The sequence below is a fragment of the Rhodococcus sp. Ni2 genome, assembly GCF_021352185.1.
In the GTDB taxonomy this organism is placed as follows: domain Bacteria; phylum Actinomycetota; class Actinomycetes; order Mycobacteriales; family Mycobacteriaceae; genus Rhodococcus_F; species Rhodococcus_F qingshengii.
Map to the genome: position 1 here is coordinate 2,012,881 of NZ_WOXZ01000001.1, position 16,898 is coordinate 2,029,778.

The window sequence follows — 16,898 nt, forward strand, 5'->3', positions numbered from 1 at the left end:
TCGCAAAGGGAGTTCTCCTTTTGCATGCGCCGCGGTAGTGTGGACGTACCGCAGTAGCGGCCGACACTCGAGTTTTCGTGTCGAAGCCGATACTCGGAGTTTCATGCGATGGCCGCTTCGATCGGGTTCCGGCGGGCATCTTCGATCAAGGGCAGGTGTGGTCGCCACTGCCCCGTTGCGCCCCGCCCATCAGGCGAATGTTGTTGACGCCCTTTAGGTGGACGAAAAGACTCATCATGGCTGGGTGGTTCGTGAGCTCAACCGGTTGACCGGCGGTCGGGCCCTGTCAGTACACACAGGCCCGGCGAACCCCACAACATCAACGCTGAGGGGCGTGATGTCAAAGCACAGTGGCGGAAACCCTTACCCTCGGCCGCTCTCGAGCCTCACGCCCGCCATCCACGGATTGGTGTCGGGCGCCGTTATCGGCGCCCTGCTCGGTCTCCGTGACTTCACCCAATCCACTCGCCAAAACCAGGGAACTACGAAGTCCTTGCCGACATCGAGCGAAGTTGCGGGCGGAATCGCACTTGCTCAACGGCCGGGCCGATCGAAAGGAATTGAGTCATGACAACTGCTGTAGGCATCGACTTGGGCACAACCAACTCGGTCATCGCAAGCTGGCAAGGCGGCGAGCCGGTGGTCATCTCCAATGTGGAGGGAGCACGGACGACGCCTTCGGTGGTGGCGTTCACCGAGAACGGTGAGCGTCTGGTGGGCCAGCTTGCCCGACGGCAGGCGATCTTGAATCCGAAGGGCACGATCTACTCGGCGAAACGCTTCATCGGACGCCACTACGACGAGATCTCCGAGGAAGCCAAAGCGGTCAGCTTCGACGTCGTAGCGGGTGACAACGGTGAGGCCCGCTTCGACGTGCGCGGCAAGAAATACGCACCAGAGGAGATCAGCGCTCTCGTGCTGCGCAAGCTCGTCGACGACGCGAGCAAGTTCCTCGGTGAGAAGGTGAAGGAAGCGGTCATCACTGTTCCTGCCTACTTCAACGACGCGCAACGAAACGCCACCAAGGACGCCGGCCGTATCGCAGGCCTCGAGGTTTTGCGGATTATCAACGAACCGACCGCTGCGGCACTCGCGTACGGCATGGACAAACAGACCCACGAAACCGTACTGGTCTTCGACCTCGGCGGCGGAACCTTCGATGTGAGCCTGCTGGACGTCGGAGAGGGGGTAGTCGAGGTTCGTTCCACGGCCGGCGACTCCCACTTGGGCGGCGACGACTTCGATCGACGCGTGGTGGACTACCTCGCCGACGAATTCCAGCGCGCGGAGAACATCGATCTGCGTAAGGATGCGCAGGCGTTGCAACGACTGTTCGAAGCCGCGGAGAAGGCAAAGGTTGAGCTGTCCTCGGTGACCCAGGCCCAGGTAAACCTGCCTTTCGTTACCGCTGACGCGAATGGTCCCAAACATCTCACCACTACGATCATGCGATCGAAGTTCGATGATTTGACTGCCGATCTGGTGGAACGGTGCCTCGGCCCGGTGAAGCAGGCCATGAGTGACGCCAAGGTCGCCGCCAACGACATCGACGAAGTGATACTGGTCGGCGGTTCGACACGTATCCCGGCTGTACAGGCGCTGGTTCGCCGGCTGACCGGCGGCAAGGACCCCCACATGGGCGTCAACCCGGACGAGGTCGTTGCCCTCGGAGCCGCAGTCCAGGCAGGCGTGCTCAAAGGCGAGGTTTCCGATGTGTTGTTACTCGATGTCACCCCACTGTCCCTCGGCGTCGAGACGCAGGGCGGGGTGATGACGAAGATCATCGAGCGGAACACGACGATCCCGGCACGGCGCAGCGAAGTGTTCTCCACGGCGGAAGACAATCAGTCCGCCGTAGACGTCGTGGTGTTGCAGGGCGAACGCGAACGTGCGGCCGACAACCGGGTGCTGGGCCGGTTCCGGCTGGAAGACATCCGCCCCGCGCCACGTGGCGAGGCCCAGGTGGAAGTCATTTTCGACATCGACGCCAACGGCATCCTGAACGTCACCGCTCGCGACAAGGATACCGGCAAGGAACAGAGCATCACGATCAGTGAACAGGGCAACCTTGATCAGGGTGAGGTCGAGCGCATGTTGGCGGAGGCCGAACGGAACCGGGGTGAGGACGAGGCGCTGCGCAAGGCGGTCGACGCGCGCAACGGGCTCGATTCGGTTGCGTATCAAGTGGAGCGGCGACTCGCCGAACTCGGTGACAGTGCCCCGCCGCATGAGAAGGCGCGGGCCGAGATGCTGGTTGCCGACGCCCGAAAGGCCGTGCAGGACGGCGCTTCACCCGCGGAGGTTCAGCCACTCACCTCGGAGCTGCAACAGTTGCTCTACGGACTTGTGCCGGACCAGTCGGACGACGGCCAAGCAGGCGGCGCTGATGCTGCGTCGTCGGATGACGGCGACGTGATCGACGCCGAATTCGATCGAAGCTGAGGCGCACGATGGAAATGTCTGCAGATCATTCGACGACTGAGCCGACTACCAACAGCGCCGACACGGATCAAAGCAAGACCGAGTCCGATCGCGCCGAGACGGCAGACGAGCTGTCTCAACTCGAGGACCGTTGGCGCAGGGCCGTCGCAGATCTGGACAACCTGCGCAAGCGATACGCCAAAGATCTGGACCGTGAACGCGCCGCGGAAGTAGCGAAGGTTTCGGCGGCGTGGCTGCCGATACTGGACAACTTGGAGCTTGCGCTTGCACACGCAGGCAGCGATCCGCAGGCCGTCGTCGAAGGTGTGAAGGCGATCCGGGACCAGGCGGTACAGGTGCTCTCACGACTCGGCTTCGAGCGCCACGACGAGGCCGGTGTGCCGTTCTCCCCGAAACTCCACGAAGTGGTCAGTGTGGTAACCCGACCCGACCTTCCATCCGGGACCGTGGTCGAGGTCTTGCGCCCGGGTTATGGAGAGGACGGGCGACAGTTGCGGCCCGCCGCGGTGGTCGTCAGCCGCCCAGAGGGGTGAGCACCGATGGCCCGTGACTACTACGAAGTACTCGGCGTACCGAAGGGCGCCGGCACCGACGAAATTCAGCAGGCGTACCGCAAGCTGGCCCGCAAGTACCACCCCGATGTGAACAAGGATCCCACTGCGGAGGACAGGTTCAAGGAGGTCAACGAGGCCTATCAGGTGTTGTCCGACCCGGACACCCGGAAACGCTATGACCGATTCGGTGACGACTTCCGGCATGTACCCGAGGATTACGACGAACGGGTGCGGGCAAACGCCGCCGGGTACGGCGGTGGCGGGAGACGGGTGCACTTCGGCCACGGTGTCGGTGGTGAGGGTGCCGTCGACTTCGAAGACCTCTTCGGGCAGATGTTCGGCGGAGGCGGTGGGTTCGGACCGATTCCCGGCGCCGATCAGGAGGCCGAACTGGAACTGGCTCTGGAAGAGGCCTATCAGGGCGGAAAACGCACTCTCAGACTGGACGGACGGCAGTATGACGTCGACATTCCAGCCGGCGTCCTGGACGGCCAGCGAATCCGGTTGGCCGGGCAAGGAGGCCGAGGCAACGGTGACGCGCCGCCTGGGGATCTGTACCTCGTGGTGCGGATCAAACCGCATTCACGGTTCCGCGTGCAGGGTCGGGACATCTACGTCGATCTGCCCGTATCGCCATGGGAGGCGGTTCTCGGGTCGACAGTCGTCGTTCCCACACCGGGCGGAGAGGCGAAAGTCAAAGTGGTGCCAGGCTCTTCGACTGGTAGGAAGCTGCGCTTGCGCGGAGAGGGAATGCCGAATCCGCGCGGTGCCAACGGCAACCTCTACGCCGAAATCAAGGTGATGGTTCCGTCGAAACCGACAGCACGTGAACGCGAACTGTTCGAGCAGTTGGGCGCCGAATCGAACTTCAATCCGAGGAAAGAGACATGAGCACCTCAACGCCGATCACTCAGTACGTATTGGTTCGCCGTACCGGATTGTCGCCGGACGCCTTCGCCGAACGTACTGGCCTGCACCCGGATCTGGCACGAAAACTCGTGACTCTCGGACTGCTCGACGCCCACCGCTACGCCGGCGGAGAGATGTCGTTCGACCCATCCGAAGTGACCCACGCCGCACGCATCCAACGACTGCGGACGGGTCTGGGTCTCAACTACTCGGCAATCGGGCTCGTGCTCGATCTGCTGGATCGAATCGAAAGACTCGAAACAGCGGCCCGCAGAAGGAGGACATCCTCATGGACACCGGCAGCTTGACCGAAAAGTCACGAGAAGCCTTGCAGGAAGCCCAGAATGTTGCGACCAGAATGGGCCACACCGAAGTCGACGGAGAGCACCTGCTGCTCGCATTGGTCGATCAGCAGGATGGGTTGGTGCCCCGACTGCTCGAACAGGCCGGCGCGAATGTCGAAGCACTTCGATCCGATCTGGATCGTGAACTGTCGCGTAGGCCGAAGGTCAGCGGCCCCGGCGCGACCCCCGGTCAGGTGATGATCACCCAGCGTCTAGCCAAGCTGCTCGATGCCGCAGAGCGGGAGGCGAAGAGACTCAAGGATTCCTACGTGTCGGTGGAGCATCTTGTGATGGCCCTCTCCGAGGAAGGATCGGCCAGCGCGGCCGGGCGGGTCCTCGCCAGTCACGGGGTCACACGGGACGCCTTCCTCACAGCGCTGACGAAGGTGCGCGGCAATCAGCGTGTCACGTCGGCAACCCCGGAGGGGGCGTACGAGGCATTGGAGAAGTACGGGCGCGACCTCGTCTCCGAGGGGCGGGCAGGCAAACTCGATCCGGTCATCGGCCGGGATGCCGAGATACGCAGGGTAACTCAGATCTTGAGCCGGAAAACGAAGAACAACCCGGTGCTGATCGGCGACCCCGGTGTAGGTAAGACTGCGATTGTCGAGGGTCTCGCCCAGCGGATCGTCCGCGGCGACGTGCCCGAGGGCCTACGCGACAAGACGATCTTCTCGCTCGACATGGGTTCTCTGGTGGCCGGTGCGAAGTACCGCGGCGAGTTCGAGGAGCGACTGCAGGCCGTGCTGTCCGAGGTGAAGGCTGCCGAGGGGCGCATCCTGTTGTTCGTCGACGAGTTGCATACCGTGGTCGGAGCGGGCTCGGTCGGCGGCGAGGGGTCTCTCGATGCCGGCAACATGCTCAAACCGATGCTCGCACGCGGCGAACTGCACATGATCGGTGCCACCACTCTCGACGAGTATCGCAAGCACATCGAATCCGATGCGGCACTGGAGCGTCGATTCCAGACCGTTCTCGTCGACGAGCCCAGTGCCGAGGATGCGATCTCGATTCTGCGCGGACTTCGAGAACGCCTCGAGGTGTTCCATGGCGTGAAAATTCAAGACGGTGCATTGGTGGCCGCCGTGACCCTCTCGCACCGGTACATCACCGACCGCTTCCTTCCGGACAAGGCGATCGATCTCGTAGACGAGGCATGCGCTCGGCTCCGCACCGAAATCGATTCGATGCCTGCCGAACTCGACGAGCTCACCCGGAAGGTGACCCGTCTGGAGATCGAAGAGGCCGCACTGTCCAAGGAAACGGACGCGGCCAGCAAAGCGCGCCTCGAAGAATTGCGCAAGGAGCTGGCCGACCTGCGGGCCGAGGCAGACGCCCGGCACGCTCAATGGGAGGCGGAGCGGCAGGCGATCCGGCGGGTGCAAGAACTGCGAGGAGATTTGGAACGGTTGCGCGTCGAGGCCGAGGCCGCCGAACGCAACTACGACCTCAATCGGGCAGCCGAGTTGCGATACGGCGAGATCACCGAGCTCGAACGCCGGCTCGAGGCGGCGGAGGAGCAACTGGCCACCAGACAAGGCCGAAATCCGTTGCTGCGTGAAGTGGTCACCGAAGACGAGATCGCAGAGATCGTGGCCGCATGGACGGGTATCCCGGTCGCCCGGCTGCAAGAAGGTGAGCGGGAGAAGTTGTTGAAGCTCGACGAGATCCTGCACGAGCGGGTCGTCGGTCAGGACGAGGCGGTGCAACTGGTCGCGGACGCTGTGATCCGGGCGAGGTCCGGTATCCGTGATCCTCGTCGACCGATCGGTTCGTTCATTTTCCTGGGCCCGACGGGCGTCGGAAAGACCGAGCTTGCAAAGACATTGGCCAGCGCCCTATTCGACAGTGAAGACAACATGGTGCGCCTCGATATGAGCGAGTACCAGGAACGACACACGGTGAGTCGGCTCATCGGTGCACCTCCCGGATACGTCGGGTACGACGAAGGTGGCCAGCTCACCGAGGCGGTGCGGCGTAAGCCGTACTCCGTGGTGCTCTTCGACGAGATCGAGAAGGCCCACGCCGACGTCTTCAATACCCTGCTGCAGGTGCTCGACGACGGCCGGATCACCGATTCTCAAGGGAGGCAAGTCGATTTCCGGAACACGGTGATCATCATGACCTCCAACATCGGATCCCAGCATCTCCTCGACGGGGTCACAGCCGACGGCGAAATCAAGCCGGACGCCAGGGAACGGGTGATGGCAGAACTGCGCGGGCATTTCCGCCCCGAATTCCTCAACCGGGTCGACGACATCGTGCTGTTCTCCCCACTCACCCTGCCCCAGATCGAGTACATAGTGGAACTGCAACTCACCGACCTTCGAAACAGGTTGTCGGAGAGACAGGTACACCTGGAAATCACGCCGGAGGCACGCCGACTGATCGCCGAACACGGGTTCGACCCTGTCTACGGTGCGCGGCCGCTGCGCCGATACATCGCACACGAGGTCGAAACCAAGATCGGCCGTGCACTGTTGCGCGGCGAGATCAAACCGGACGGCACCATCAGCGTCACGGTGGACGGCGGCGAGCTTGCCGTCGCGTATGCCGAACCCGCCTTCGCGGCGGCCTGAGAAGAGGTAACTGGTCATGGGATCCGAAAAGGTGAAGTGCCCGAACTGCGGCAAGACCAACAACATCCCGGCAGCAGGGGAAGGAAAACCTCGCTGCGGCAACTGCCACGAGCCGCTGCCCTGGATCGCCGCGGCGGGAGACGGTGACTTCGCGGAGATCGTCGAAGAATCCTCGGTGCCTGTGCTCGTGGATCTGTGGGCGACGTGGTGCGGCCCGTGTCGCATGGTCAGCCCCGCGCTCGAGCAGCTCGCCAGAGAACACGCCGGCCAGATCAAGCTGGTCAAGGTCGACGTCGATGCTGCACCCCGGACGGCTGAACGATTCACCGTCCGCGCCGTGCCGACTCTGCTGGTGATGGACCGGGGTGAGGTTCTCGCTCGCCAGTCGGGCGCAGCTCCGGTCCCCCAGCTGCGCACGTGGCTCGATCAGGCGCTCTCGGAAAATGCCGGCGAGGAGGCGAAGTCATGAGTCCTGTCCATGCGGACCCACATGTAACCGCGATCCGGGCCGTGGTGCCCCGTACCCCGCAGGGCTGCGAGGAATGTCTTCGCCTCGGCACCCCGTGGGTGCATCTGAGGCTGTGCCTGACGTGCGGACACGTCGGTTGCTGCGACTCTTCGCCGGGCAGGCACGCGAGTGCTCACGCTCACGCCATCGGGCATCCGATCGTCCAGTCGATGGAGCCCGGCGAGGATTGGCGGTGGTGTTATGTCGACCAGAACTTCGTCTGAGGGCGCCTCACCCATCGGGTACAGCCCGCCGGTCGACGACGAGACCCCGGACGAGGAGGGCGCCTTCCCGCGGCTGACGGACGACCAGGTCGCGAAGCTCGAGGTCGGTGGCTCGCGTCGACCGGTTCACGCCGGCGAGGTGCTGATCCGAGAAGGCGCGCCTGACAACGATTTCGTCGTCGTCCTTTCCGGAAAGATCGCAGTCGTCGACGAAGGCGACGCGGACGGCGAGCGCCGGATACTGCGCGTGCACGGTCCTGGGCGTTTCCTGGGCGAGCTCGGACTCCTGGAAGGTCAGGTGGCGTTCTTCACCGCCGAAGCGATCGAGGACGGCGAGATACTCGTCGTCCCGGCCGAGCAGGTACGCGAGCTGATTGCCCACGATCCCGTGCTCAGCGATTTGATCCTGCGCGCCTACCTTGTGCGTCGGCACTTGCTGATCGGGCTCGGCTCCGGATTCCGGATCATCGGCTCCTGCTTCTCCCCGGATACGTTGCGACTTCGTGAGTTCGCGATGCGAAACCGTCTGCCCCACAAGTGGTTCGACTTGGAACAGGACGAACGAGTGGAGCAGCTGCTACGCAGCCTGAACGTCGCACCCGAGGACACACCCGTCGTGATCTGGCACGGCGAGAAGGTGCTGCGCAATCCGACGAATGCGGAACTCGCACGCGTCGTCGGGCTTCCTGTCCCGGCACCCGTCGCGGACGCAGCCAAGGACGTCTACAACCTCGTCGTCGTGGGTGCCGGACCGGCCGGCCTGGCCGCATCGGTGTACGGCGCCTCGGACGGGTTGAACACGGTGACGTTGGAGCGGATCGCTGCGGGCGGCCAAGCCAGTACCTCATCCCGGATCGAGAATTATCTGGGATTCCCCGCCGGGGTCTCCGGCTCCGAATTGGCCGAACGAGCCGTGCTCCAGGCCGGGAAGTTCAGCGCCCGCATCCTGGTGTCGGCAGAAGTGACCGGTTTGGGATCCGAGGCCGGGAACCATGTGCTCCGACTGGCGGACGGCGGGTCGGTGCACGCCCGGGCCGTTGTGCTCGCCGCCGGGGCGCGGTACCGCAAGTTGGCCGTTCAGGGGATCGAGGCGCTGGAAGGAACAAGCGTGTACTACGCCGCAACGCATCAGGAAGCACGGATATGCGGCACCGACCCGATAGCCATCGTCGGTGGCGGCAACTCCGCCGGCCAGGCCGCCGTCTTCCTCGCCGAGCACGTCTCACAGGTGCACCTGCTCATCCGCGGCGATGACCTCGGGAAGAGCATGTCCCGATACCTGGTCGACCAGATCGAACACCATCCGCGGGTCACCGTGCACCGGCACACCGAGATTCGTGCGGTCCACGGCGAGAAATACCTCGAAGCAATTGCGGTCGAGGACAATCGCACCGGCGACCAGGACACGATTCGGGTGCGCGCCCTGTTCGTCTTCATCGGGGCAGTACCGCACACAGGGTGGCTTGCCGACGCGATCGCACTCGACGACCACGGCTTCGTCCTCACCGGTGTGGACGCGATCCACGCACGAGCGGACGGCAGCCTGCCAATCAACGGCGGCCTGTCCAGGACGCTCGAAACCAGCCTGCCCGGCCTGTTTGCGGCGGGCGACATCCGCCGCGGTTCGGTGAAACGAGTCGCATCCGCCGTCGGTGAAGGAGCGATGGCCGTACGCCAAATCCATGAATACTTCGAAAGGAGCTGACGACATGCCAGTAATGGGCACCGTGAAATTCCAGCGGTTCTTCAGGGCAGCGGCCGGACTGCAGGTCGACCGGAACGATCTCAAGCGCTATACCGATTTCATCGACGACAAGATCTACGACGTGATCCTGATCGGGAAAGCCTCCGCGAAAGCAAACTTGCGCGACGTGATCGAACCGTGGGACCTGCCGATCACCAAGGGATTACAGGAGAGCATCCACCGGTTCGAAAAACTCGACGAGGAGATCGAACTTCAACCGCTGCTCGATCAGCTCACGGCCCGCCCGCCCTTGGACGTGGCCCTCTCAGAGGAGACAGAGCAACGACTGCCGCTGATCGCAGGAGGGTTGAGCGTAGCGCTGGCGCAAACTTTCGCCACGGTCGAACCGGACCGCAAGAACCCCGGCACAGCCCAATGGACAGTCGCCTTCGACATCTTCCACCTACTTCTGTGATTACCACCCGTCCCGGCTGACAGCGCGTCTGAGTTCGAATATGCTGTCCGGCTGCGAAAATACCGGTGCGATTCAGAACTGCCTGTCAGTTGGCGTCGACGACGGAGGATTTCCGGCGAGAGGTGCGGTTTCCGCGCTCGATTCTCGAGCAGCGAGAACTCCAGTGAGGGACTCGATTACAGCCCTCAGATCTTCTGCCGTGAGCGAGTTCGGCTTACACGCCGAACCTCTGACACCGGTAATCCGCGTGGCCAGGCGGCGAGCAGAACTTGTCGATCGGCGATCACTCCTTCGGCTCATCTGAGAACCTTTCGTCTTCACTTTCTCGATCCCCGCATCGGGCGGGCCCTGAGCACTTCTGGGCGCGCACAGCTCAAGGCCCGGCAAGGAGACCAGCGAGGGTGATATGGCCTTGCCTTGACGAACACCCGCCCGATTGTTTGCCCCCTCGAACGGAACGGGTGCCCCCGACCCGACGAAGGTTATTGCGCACTGCTTGTAGACGACAGGGTCGAAAGTCCCAGTTCCATTGTGATGAGCAAGCTTTGACGGTGGCCGAAGTGTTCTCCCTTACAGCCGGTTCGGTGTGTGCACGAACACGGACATCGTTCGCAGCGACTCCGACGAACGAGCACCCGCGATGTTCGATGCCCGATCCACCCGCAAACATCGGGAAAAGACCTATTTTGCAAAAGCATTCGGAACAGACGTCTGCAAACCAAATACCAGGAACGGGCCCACCTTTCCAGGCACCGCGGCTACTGCGCCGCTAGCGTGACGACCAAGATGTTCACCTTGCCATGCAAACGGCCATGTCACTTCTTGGCATCGAAGGCGACTGAACATGATTTATACCGATCGCACTGTTTATGGTTGAAGATGTGCGGACGACATGAACGTCGACTTCGCACGGATAGTGGGTCATCGGTGTTGTGTGCTCAATGCCGACGTCGGTCATACGCCCCGACTCGCACACGCAGAGTCGGGGCTCCGGCGGATCCGTTGCCGCACCGCCGCTACTGACGAAGTGCCGTACCGCGCCGCCCGCTTCGAATCGAGGCCGAAGGCGGCCACCGCTTTTGTCGGGACCAGGCAAAGCAGCGATCTTCAGGGACCGGAACACTTCCCCAAAGCTTCTGGCACTCTCGGTTGCAGAGTGCTAATTCGTGTGGTTATCATGTTCTCGCACAGTAAGTTCGGTCAACCGCCACAGTGGCGGTGACCTTTCTTTTCACGACATGGGAGGTGTGTTGCTGTGCTTCGTTTCGATCCTTTCACCGACATCGACGCGATCACCAAGTCCGTACTCGCCGCGGGAACCGGCAACGGACGCAGTCCACGGTTCATGCCGATGGACCTCTACAAGGTCGAGGACCAGTACGTCCTGCACGCCGATCTTCCGGGCGTCGACCCAGGATCAGTGGGCGTCCACATCGACGGCTCGACCCTGACGTTGACCGCGCACCGCACCGCCCTCTCCGAAGAGGGTGTGAGCTGGCTGGCGAGTGAGCGTTTCGCTGGAACATACAAACGGCAGCTGTCCATCAGCGACGACATCGACGCCCAACAGATCGAGGCCTCGTACGACAACGGCGTGTTGACGGTGACGTTGCCGATCGCAGAGAAGGCGAAACCGCGGCGGATCGAGGTCTCCTCCGGACCACCCTCCCGAACCGATAACGCCGGATCGACAACACAGGTGCAGATCGAAGCCTGATCCGCCTGGCCCGAACACCGCTTTGATGGTGGGGTGACTCCCGAGGACACGCGATGGGTTCTCGGGCCTCACCCACCATCGTTTCGATCTCCCACTGCACACCCGTGGCGCACACCGGTACATCCACCACACGAAAGAATCAGCGCGAGAACCCTTTAGCTGCCATGACTGCATCCACTATCCCCCCGCACGAACAATCCGACAACACCGACAACACCGAATCCCGCGCGCACACTCCACCCGATTGGTGGGATCACCACCGTCCGATCACCAGCGATGAATACAGCGACATGGCGTTGATGCTCGGTGCACTCTCGATACTGACGTTCTGGATGTTCGGCCTCGGCATCCTCCTCGGTGCCGCCGCCATCGGAACCGCCCTGGCAGCGCGCCGACCCGACACCCCCGGACGCGATCTGGGCGACAACACCGCCGGCGTGGTCGGGATCCTCACCGGCATTGCCGGAATCGCCTTCGGCGCCGTCTTCCTCACTGCAGCACTACCCCACCTGTAGAAAAACCGAATTTTGCACTAGTGGAATCGAATTGGTGCTTGTAGCAGGATCTAACAAGATCTGAAATCCGTCCCACCTTCAGGCGATGGCGGCAGCCACTATCCCCGGGCCATGTCCACAAACTTGGACAGGTGAAGCTGGTGCGCCACAGTGATTGTCGCGGTCGGGCCGTTACGGTGCTTACCCAGAATCAGGTCGGCTTCACCGCCACGGGGATCGTCTCGCTCGGTCGCGTCGGGGCGGTACAGCAGAATCACCATGTCGGCGTCCTGCTCGAGCGATCCGGACTCACGAAGGTCGGCGACCTGCGGACGCTTGTCGGTTCGCTGCTCGGGACCACGGTTGAGCTGACAGATCGCGACAACCGGAACTTCGAGCTCCTTCGCCAAAAGCTTTAGGCTACGGGAGAATTCGGAGACTTCCTGCTGACGGGACTCGACCTTTTTACCCGAGCTCATCAGCTGGAGGTAGTCGATGACGATCAGGCGAATATCGTGTTTCTGCTTGAGCCGCCGCGCTTTTGCGCGGATTTCCATCATGGTGAGGTTGGGGGAGTCATCGATGAATAGCGGCGCCTCACTGATCTCACTCATGCGACGCGCGAGCTTGGTCCAGTCGTCGTCGGTCATCTTTCCGGAGCGCATGTCGCCGAGCTTGATCTTTGCCTCTGCGGACAGCAGACGCATGACGATCTCGGTTTTGCTCATTTCCAACGAGAACATGACGCTGGCCATGCCGTGCGTGATGGAGCAGGAACGCAGGAAATCCATTCCGAGCGTGGAATTGTGCGTCGGGACCATCGAATGACCGGCCAGGTACATGTGGTCGGCGTTGTCGACCTCGACGCAGCGAACCGGAACACTCGCAATTGGTCGAACATCGACAATGTAGCGCGATCCGCTGCGCGCAGTGCTTTTACTCGCTCGACACTCCTTGTGCAGCATCGCTTTCCGCGTAAGACCGAACACTTCGTCATCAGTCGAGAAGGTCAAGGTGAATGCAGTCGACGAAGCCTCGGTGCGACCGTTGACTCGCTTTGTGCTCATTTGGCAGCGATAGCCAAGACTGACCACTAATTCCTGGGCATCGCGGACGAGGCGCTCGTTGGTTACCGAAAACTGAACGGAGCCACCGGCAGTCACAGTTCCATCAGTGTCGAGAAGCCCCGCAAGAACCGCACGACGCTGCGCCTCGGACCCACGGAGATACTGGACAGGGATGTGCTTGTTGCCCAGAACACCGATCGTACGTAGGCGTCCTTGAACCGTGCCGTACTCATTGCGGCACTTCTGGCACAGTCGCAGCCCGATCGAAGGTCCACCACAGTGTGAACAGGTTGGCGCAGGTACAGGGTCAGACATGAAACGTGCTTTGCCGCCGCATGATTGACCGCATGTTCGCACCTGACTGGTGAACGGCACGAAGCTCTTTCCGCACACAACGCAATCGCGCGGAGCGACGGGATCTTCCGGGGCTAATTTAAGGCTGTAGCGCAAATGCGCCGACTTGGACGGAACTGCAACCAGGCCTTCGGCCTCGATCAACATGATGATCTCAGGATCAGCAGTGGTGAATTGTGCGCAGGCAGTAGAACCGTCACCTAGCCAAGCGCCAAGTGTGTAGGGCGGGACAAGGAGATCCTGCGTTGGTAGGTCGAGCGGCTTGGCATTCACGACAGAGTGATTAACGCGGTCATCCGCCGTTGCGCATCGCACCGTCGATGCGATCTCCGCCGTGGTTCGGACCTCGGCGAATGTCTTTTGATTCTTATAGCGGTTGTAACCTGTCTTGGTGTTCTGCGCTGAACGGCGCGAAGCACGCGTCTCCGTCAACCACTGATGCTGCTCGTCGGCCACCAACACTGTTCCATCGGAAAACTCGACCTCGTAGCAAGGACGGTCAACCATCACGTCGGTAGCGGCAACAACCCGCGTCGGCTTGCCGTGGTTGTCGATCAACAGATCGCCGACAGCAACGTCACCCATCGTGGTCCAGCCACTGGGCGTCGCGAGGGGAGTATCGAGGGCAAGCGCCTTGCCCACACCAGGACGGGCCGCGACGATAATCATCTGACCAGCGTGAAGGCCGTTGGTGATCTCGTCGAGATCCTTGAATCCGGTGGGCACACCGAGGGAAATTCCACCGCGGCTGGCGATGGAGTCGATCTCGTCCATCGTGGGCTGGAGGAGCTCGGTGAGGGGTACGAAGTCCTCGGTGGTTCGACGCTCGGTGACCTCGAAGATCTCGGCCTGCGCGCGGTCGACAACCTCGGCCACGTCCTGGCCCTCGGTGCCGGCGTAGCCGTACTGGACGATGCGAGTACCGGCGTCGACGAGACGACGCAGCACGGACTTCTCGGCGACGATCTCGGCATAGAAGGCAGCGTTGGCGGCAGTGGGCACTGTCTGGGTCAGCGTCACCAGGTAGGCAGCACCACCGATACGGCGGAGCTCACCTCGACGGTCGAGCTCGGCGGAGACCGTCACCGGGTCGGCGGGCTCGCCACGGCTGTAGAGGTCCAGGATCACGTCGTAGACGGACTGGTGAGCGGGCCGGTAGAAGTCACCCGGACGCAGTACCTCGAGGACGTCAGCGATGGCGTCCTTGCTCAGCAGCATGCCGCCGAGCACCGACTGCTCGGCAGTCATGTCCTGAGGTGGCTGGCGTCCGAACTCCTGGTCGGGCTCGGCCTCGGGAGGGCCCGGGTAGTCCGGCCCCGAGAAGTCGGAAGGTCCTCGATCATCTACAACAGCCACAAGCGAGACCTTCCCGTAAAACACTCGACGACACTGCCAGAAACCGCAGCGCCCTCATCATTTGTACCTGCCCCCACCGACATCCCCTAGCCGCATTCGGCCGGGCTGTAGATAGACGCCGAGATGACGTTAGGGACTAGTAGGTCCGCATACAAACCGGACTGTGGATAAACCTGTGGATGCTTTGTGGAAACTCCCGCCCCACGGTGTGCACCGCCTGTGGAGCATTTGGGGACTACTTTGCATAGTAACTACATAAGACCAGGTAGATGGCTATCCACAATTTCACAGGCCTGTTGATGAAAATAGTTTTTCCACAGTCGGCGCGTCGGTGTGTCGGGCGTGTTGCCTCGCCCGATTCGTCACTGATCACCAAGTCGAACATCACAGTGTGAGAGTTATCCCCAGGTCCGATTCGGGACGCTGTCAGGCGGCACACCGCACCCCGAAACAAAACGTCGGGCCCCGCACACCGAAGTGTGCGGGGCCCGGCGAGACGAACAGTCGACTATGCGCCGACGACGTTCAGGTTGAACTTGGCAACCACATCGGGGTGCAGGTTCACGACCACGGCGTGCTTGCCCGTGTTCTTGATGTGAGCCTTCGGCAACACGATGGAGCGCTTGTCGACAACCGGTCCACCGGCAGCCTTGATCGCAGCAGCGACGTCAGCGACGGTAACCGAACCGAAGAGCTTGCCCGAGCCACCGGCGGTCTTGACCGTCAGCGTTACGGACTCGAGGCCCTCGATAGCTGCCTTGAGCTCCTTGGCGTGATCCAGGCCGCGCACAGCGCGCGCTTCCTGTGCACGACGGATGCCCTCGACCTGCTTCTCGGCGCCACGGGTGGCGACGATTGCCAGTCCGCGGGGGAGCAGGTAGTTACGGCCGTAGCCGTCCTTGACCTCCACGGTGTCGCCAGGCGCACCGAGGTTGTCCACGTCAGCGGTGAGGATGAGCTTCATGTTCTTTCCTCCCTTTCCTTAGCGAGCCACGGTGGCGTAAGGCAGCAGTGCTACCTCACGTGAGTTCTTGACGGCAATGGCAACGTCGCGCTGGTGCTGGACGCAATTGCCGGTGACACGGCGAGCACGGATCTTTCCGCGATCGCTGACGTACTTACGAAGCAACGTCGTGTCCTTGTAGTTGATCTGCGTGTTCTTCTCTTTGCAGAAGGTGCAGACCTTCTTCTTCATAACCTTGTCGCGCAAGGGCGGCTTCGGCATGTCTTTGCTCTTTTCTGGATGTTCCTGATCAGGTACGGATCAGAAGGGCGGTTCGTCGCTGCCCGCACCACCGAAGGAGCCCGAAGCCTGAGGCGCACTGCCCCAAGGATCGTCTCCACCCGAAGGTGCAGCGCTCGGACGTCCGCCACCCGATCCGCCGGAGGAACCGCCGAAGTTGCCGCCTCCACCGCCGCCACCACGGTTGGCCTTGTTGACCTTAGCCGTGGCGTACTTCAGTGAAGGACCGATTTCATCGACTTCGAGCTCGACGACAGTTCGCTTTTCGCCCTCGCGAGTTTCGTACGAACGCTGCTTGAGCCGGCCGCTCACGATTACTCGTGAACCACGGGTCAAGCTCTCCGCGACGTTCTCGGCTGCTTCGCGCCAGATGTTGCAACGCATGAACAGCGCATCGCCGTCTTTCCATTCATTGGAATTACGGTCGAAGGTGCGGGGCGTGGAAGCAACCGTGAAGTTTGCAACCGCGGCACCCGCCGGGGTGAAACGAAGTTCAGGATCAGCCGTCAGGTTTCCGATGACGGTGATGATGGTGTCGCCAGCCATGTGGTTCCTCCTGCATTGATGTAAGACCGTTGGGCGCGAGAGTAGAGCTCGCTACCGACAGTAATTACTTGTTGTGGCGCAGAACCTTCGTGCGCAGAACCGACTCGTTCAGACCGAGCTGACGATCGAGCTCAGCGACGGTGGCGGGAGTGGCGTTGATGTCGATCACCGCGTAGATACCTTCAGCATGCTTCAGGATCTCGTAGGCGAGACGACGCTTACCCCAGACATCGACCTTGTCGATCGTGCCGCCGTGCTGGCGCACAACATTGAGGAACGTATCCAGTGAAGGAGCGACAGTGCGCTCGTCCAGGCTGGGGTCAAGGATGACCATCAATTCGTAATGACGCATAAGACCTCATCACCTCCTGTGGACTAAGTGAAAACGGCCACGGACTATCC

At 62.0% G+C, this 16,898-nt stretch carries 16 protein-coding genes; 11 read left to right on the forward strand and 5 right to left on the reverse strand.

The genetic code is table 11. The features are described 5' to 3' along the window. The first annotated feature begins 567 nt into the window (after nt 1-567). From dnaK to GN300_RS09970, 11 genes are all read left to right on the forward strand, one after another. Nucleotides 568-2,442 (forward strand): molecular chaperone DnaK, encoded by a 1,875-nt coding sequence (gene dnaK / locus GN300_RS09920; protein WP_007735554.1) that lies wholly within the window; start codon nt 568-570, stop codon nt 2,440-2,442. An 8-nt stretch (nt 2,443-2,450) separates the two neighbouring features. Then, a complete protein-coding gene (locus tag GN300_RS09925) occupies nt 2,451-2,975 on the forward strand; it encodes a nucleotide exchange factor GrpE (RefSeq protein WP_063315411.1) in 525 nt (174 codons plus the stop codon). Between the two features lie 6 nt (nt 2,976-2,981). Continuing rightward, the gene (locus tag GN300_RS09930; RefSeq protein WP_007735552.1) at nt 2,982-3,887 is read left to right on the forward strand and encodes a DnaJ C-terminal domain-containing protein; all 906 of its coding nucleotides are present in this window, start codon (nt 2,982-2,984) and stop codon (nt 3,885-3,887) included. Continuing rightward, a complete protein-coding gene (locus GN300_RS09935) occupies nt 3,884-4,213 on the forward strand; it encodes a chaperone modulator CbpM (protein ID WP_054781457.1) in 330 nt (109 codons plus the stop codon). The genes GN300_RS09930 and GN300_RS09935 overlap by 4 nt, the downstream gene beginning before the upstream one ends. Then, a complete protein-coding gene (clpB, locus tag GN300_RS09940; RefSeq protein ID WP_063315410.1) occupies nt 4,195-6,828 on the forward strand; it encodes an ATP-dependent chaperone ClpB in 2,634 nt (877 codons plus the stop codon). The genes GN300_RS09935 and clpB overlap by 19 nt, the downstream gene beginning before the upstream one ends. A 16-nt stretch (nt 6,829-6,844) precedes the next feature. After that, complete coding sequence (gene trxA, locus GN300_RS09945; RefSeq protein ID WP_063315409.1) at nt 6,845-7,297, forward strand: thioredoxin; 453 nt, start codon at nt 6,845-6,847, stop codon at nt 7,295-7,297. After that, nucleotides 7,294-7,560 carry a UBP-type zinc finger domain-containing protein gene (locus GN300_RS09950; RefSeq protein WP_007735548.1) on the forward strand — a complete coding sequence of 89 codons (267 nt, stop codon included), beginning with the start codon at nt 7,294-7,296 and terminating at the stop codon, nt 7,558-7,560. The genes trxA and GN300_RS09950 overlap by 4 nt, the downstream gene beginning before the upstream one ends. Next, a complete protein-coding gene (locus GN300_RS09955; protein WP_063315408.1) occupies nt 7,538-9,265 on the forward strand; it encodes an FAD-dependent oxidoreductase in 1,728 nt (575 codons plus the stop codon). The genes GN300_RS09950 and GN300_RS09955 overlap by 23 nt, the downstream gene beginning before the upstream one ends. Nucleotides 9,266-9,278: 13 nt before the next feature. Next, entirely contained in the window at nt 9,279-9,719 is a 441-nt protein-coding gene (locus GN300_RS09960) for a DUF1931 family protein (RefSeq protein ID WP_024487875.1), read from the forward strand. Nucleotides 9,720-10,974: 1,255 nt separating this feature from the next. After that, on the forward strand, nt 10,975-11,436 hold the full coding sequence (locus GN300_RS09965) for an Hsp20/alpha crystallin family protein (protein WP_047272442.1): 462 nt from the start codon (nt 10,975-10,977) through the stop codon (nt 11,434-11,436). Between the two features lie 164 nt (nt 11,437-11,600). Then, entirely contained in the window at nt 11,601-11,951 is a 351-nt protein-coding gene (locus tag GN300_RS09970; protein ID WP_039973505.1) for a hypothetical protein, read from the forward strand. Between the two features lie 98 nt (nt 11,952-12,049). Here GN300_RS09970 and dnaB read toward each other — a convergent pair whose 3' ends face one another. From dnaB to rpsF, 5 genes are all read right to left on the reverse strand, one after another. Beyond that, the gene (gene dnaB / locus GN300_RS09975; RefSeq protein WP_063315407.1) at nt 12,050-14,707 is read right to left on the reverse strand and encodes a replicative DNA helicase; all 2,658 of its coding nucleotides are present in this window, start codon (nt 14,705-14,707) and stop codon (nt 12,050-12,052) included. Between the two features lie 508 nt (nt 14,708-15,215). Then, nucleotides 15,216-15,671: a 50S ribosomal protein L9 gene (rplI, locus tag GN300_RS09980; protein ID WP_007735531.1), complete on the reverse strand. Its 456-nt coding sequence runs from the start codon at nt 15,669-15,671 to the stop codon at nt 15,216-15,218. Between the two features lie 18 nt (nt 15,672-15,689). Then, complete coding sequence (gene rpsR / locus GN300_RS09985; RefSeq protein WP_003941245.1) at nt 15,690-15,932, reverse strand: 30S ribosomal protein S18; 243 nt, start codon at nt 15,930-15,932, stop codon at nt 15,690-15,692. 39 nt (nt 15,933-15,971) lie between these two features. After that, the gene (locus GN300_RS09990; protein WP_003941248.1) at nt 15,972-16,496 is read right to left on the reverse strand and encodes a single-stranded DNA-binding protein; all 525 of its coding nucleotides are present in this window, start codon (nt 16,494-16,496) and stop codon (nt 15,972-15,974) included. A 64-nt stretch (nt 16,497-16,560) separates the two neighbouring features. Then, nucleotides 16,561-16,848, reverse strand: a complete 288-nt coding sequence (gene rpsF, locus GN300_RS09995) for a 30S ribosomal protein S6 (protein WP_003941237.1) — start codon at nt 16,846-16,848, stop codon at nt 16,561-16,563. Nucleotides 16,849-16,898 lie beyond the last annotated feature (50 nt).

What these genes read in the sequence shown, in the direction of transcription:
- dnaK (WP_007735554.1), top strand. Translation starts at nt 568, where the DNA reads ATGACAACTGCTGTAGGCATCGACTTGGGCACAACCAACTCGGTCATC.
- GN300_RS09925 (WP_063315411.1), top strand. Translation starts at nt 2,451, where the DNA reads ATGGAAATGTCTGCAGATCATTCGACGACTGAGCCGACTACCAACAGC.
- GN300_RS09930 (WP_007735552.1), top strand. Translation starts at nt 2,982, where the DNA reads ATGGCCCGTGACTACTACGAAGTACTCGGCGTACCGAAGGGCGCCGGC.
- GN300_RS09935 (WP_054781457.1), top strand. Translation starts at nt 3,884, where the DNA reads ATGAGCACCTCAACGCCGATCACTCAGTACGTATTGGTTCGCCGTACC.
- clpB (WP_063315410.1), top strand. Translation starts at nt 4,195, where the DNA reads ATGGACACCGGCAGCTTGACCGAAAAGTCACGAGAAGCCTTGCAGGAA.
- trxA (WP_063315409.1), top strand. Translation starts at nt 6,845, where the DNA reads ATGGGATCCGAAAAGGTGAAGTGCCCGAACTGCGGCAAGACCAACAAC.
- GN300_RS09950 (WP_007735548.1), top strand. Translation starts at nt 7,294, where the DNA reads ATGAGTCCTGTCCATGCGGACCCACATGTAACCGCGATCCGGGCCGTG.
- GN300_RS09955 (WP_063315408.1), top strand. Translation starts at nt 7,538, where the DNA reads ATGTCGACCAGAACTTCGTCTGAGGGCGCCTCACCCATCGGGTACAGC.
- GN300_RS09960 (WP_024487875.1), top strand. Translation starts at nt 9,279, where the DNA reads ATGGGCACCGTGAAATTCCAGCGGTTCTTCAGGGCAGCGGCCGGACTG.
- GN300_RS09970 (WP_039973505.1), top strand. Translation starts at nt 11,601, where the DNA reads ATGACTGCATCCACTATCCCCCCGCACGAACAATCCGACAACACCGAC.
- rplI (WP_007735531.1), bottom strand. Translation starts at nt 15,671, where the DNA reads ATGAAGCTCATCCTCACCGCTGACGTGGACAACCTCGGTGCGCCTGGC.
- rpsR (WP_003941245.1), bottom strand. Translation starts at nt 15,932, where the DNA reads ATGCCGAAGCCGCCCTTGCGCGACAAGGTTATGAAGAAGAAGGTCTGC.
- GN300_RS09990 (WP_003941248.1), bottom strand. Translation starts at nt 16,496, where the DNA reads ATGGCTGGCGACACCATCATCACCGTCATCGGAAACCTGACGGCTGAT.
- rpsF (WP_003941237.1), bottom strand. Translation starts at nt 16,848, where the DNA reads ATGCGTCATTACGAATTGATGGTCATCCTTGACCCCAGCCTGGACGAG.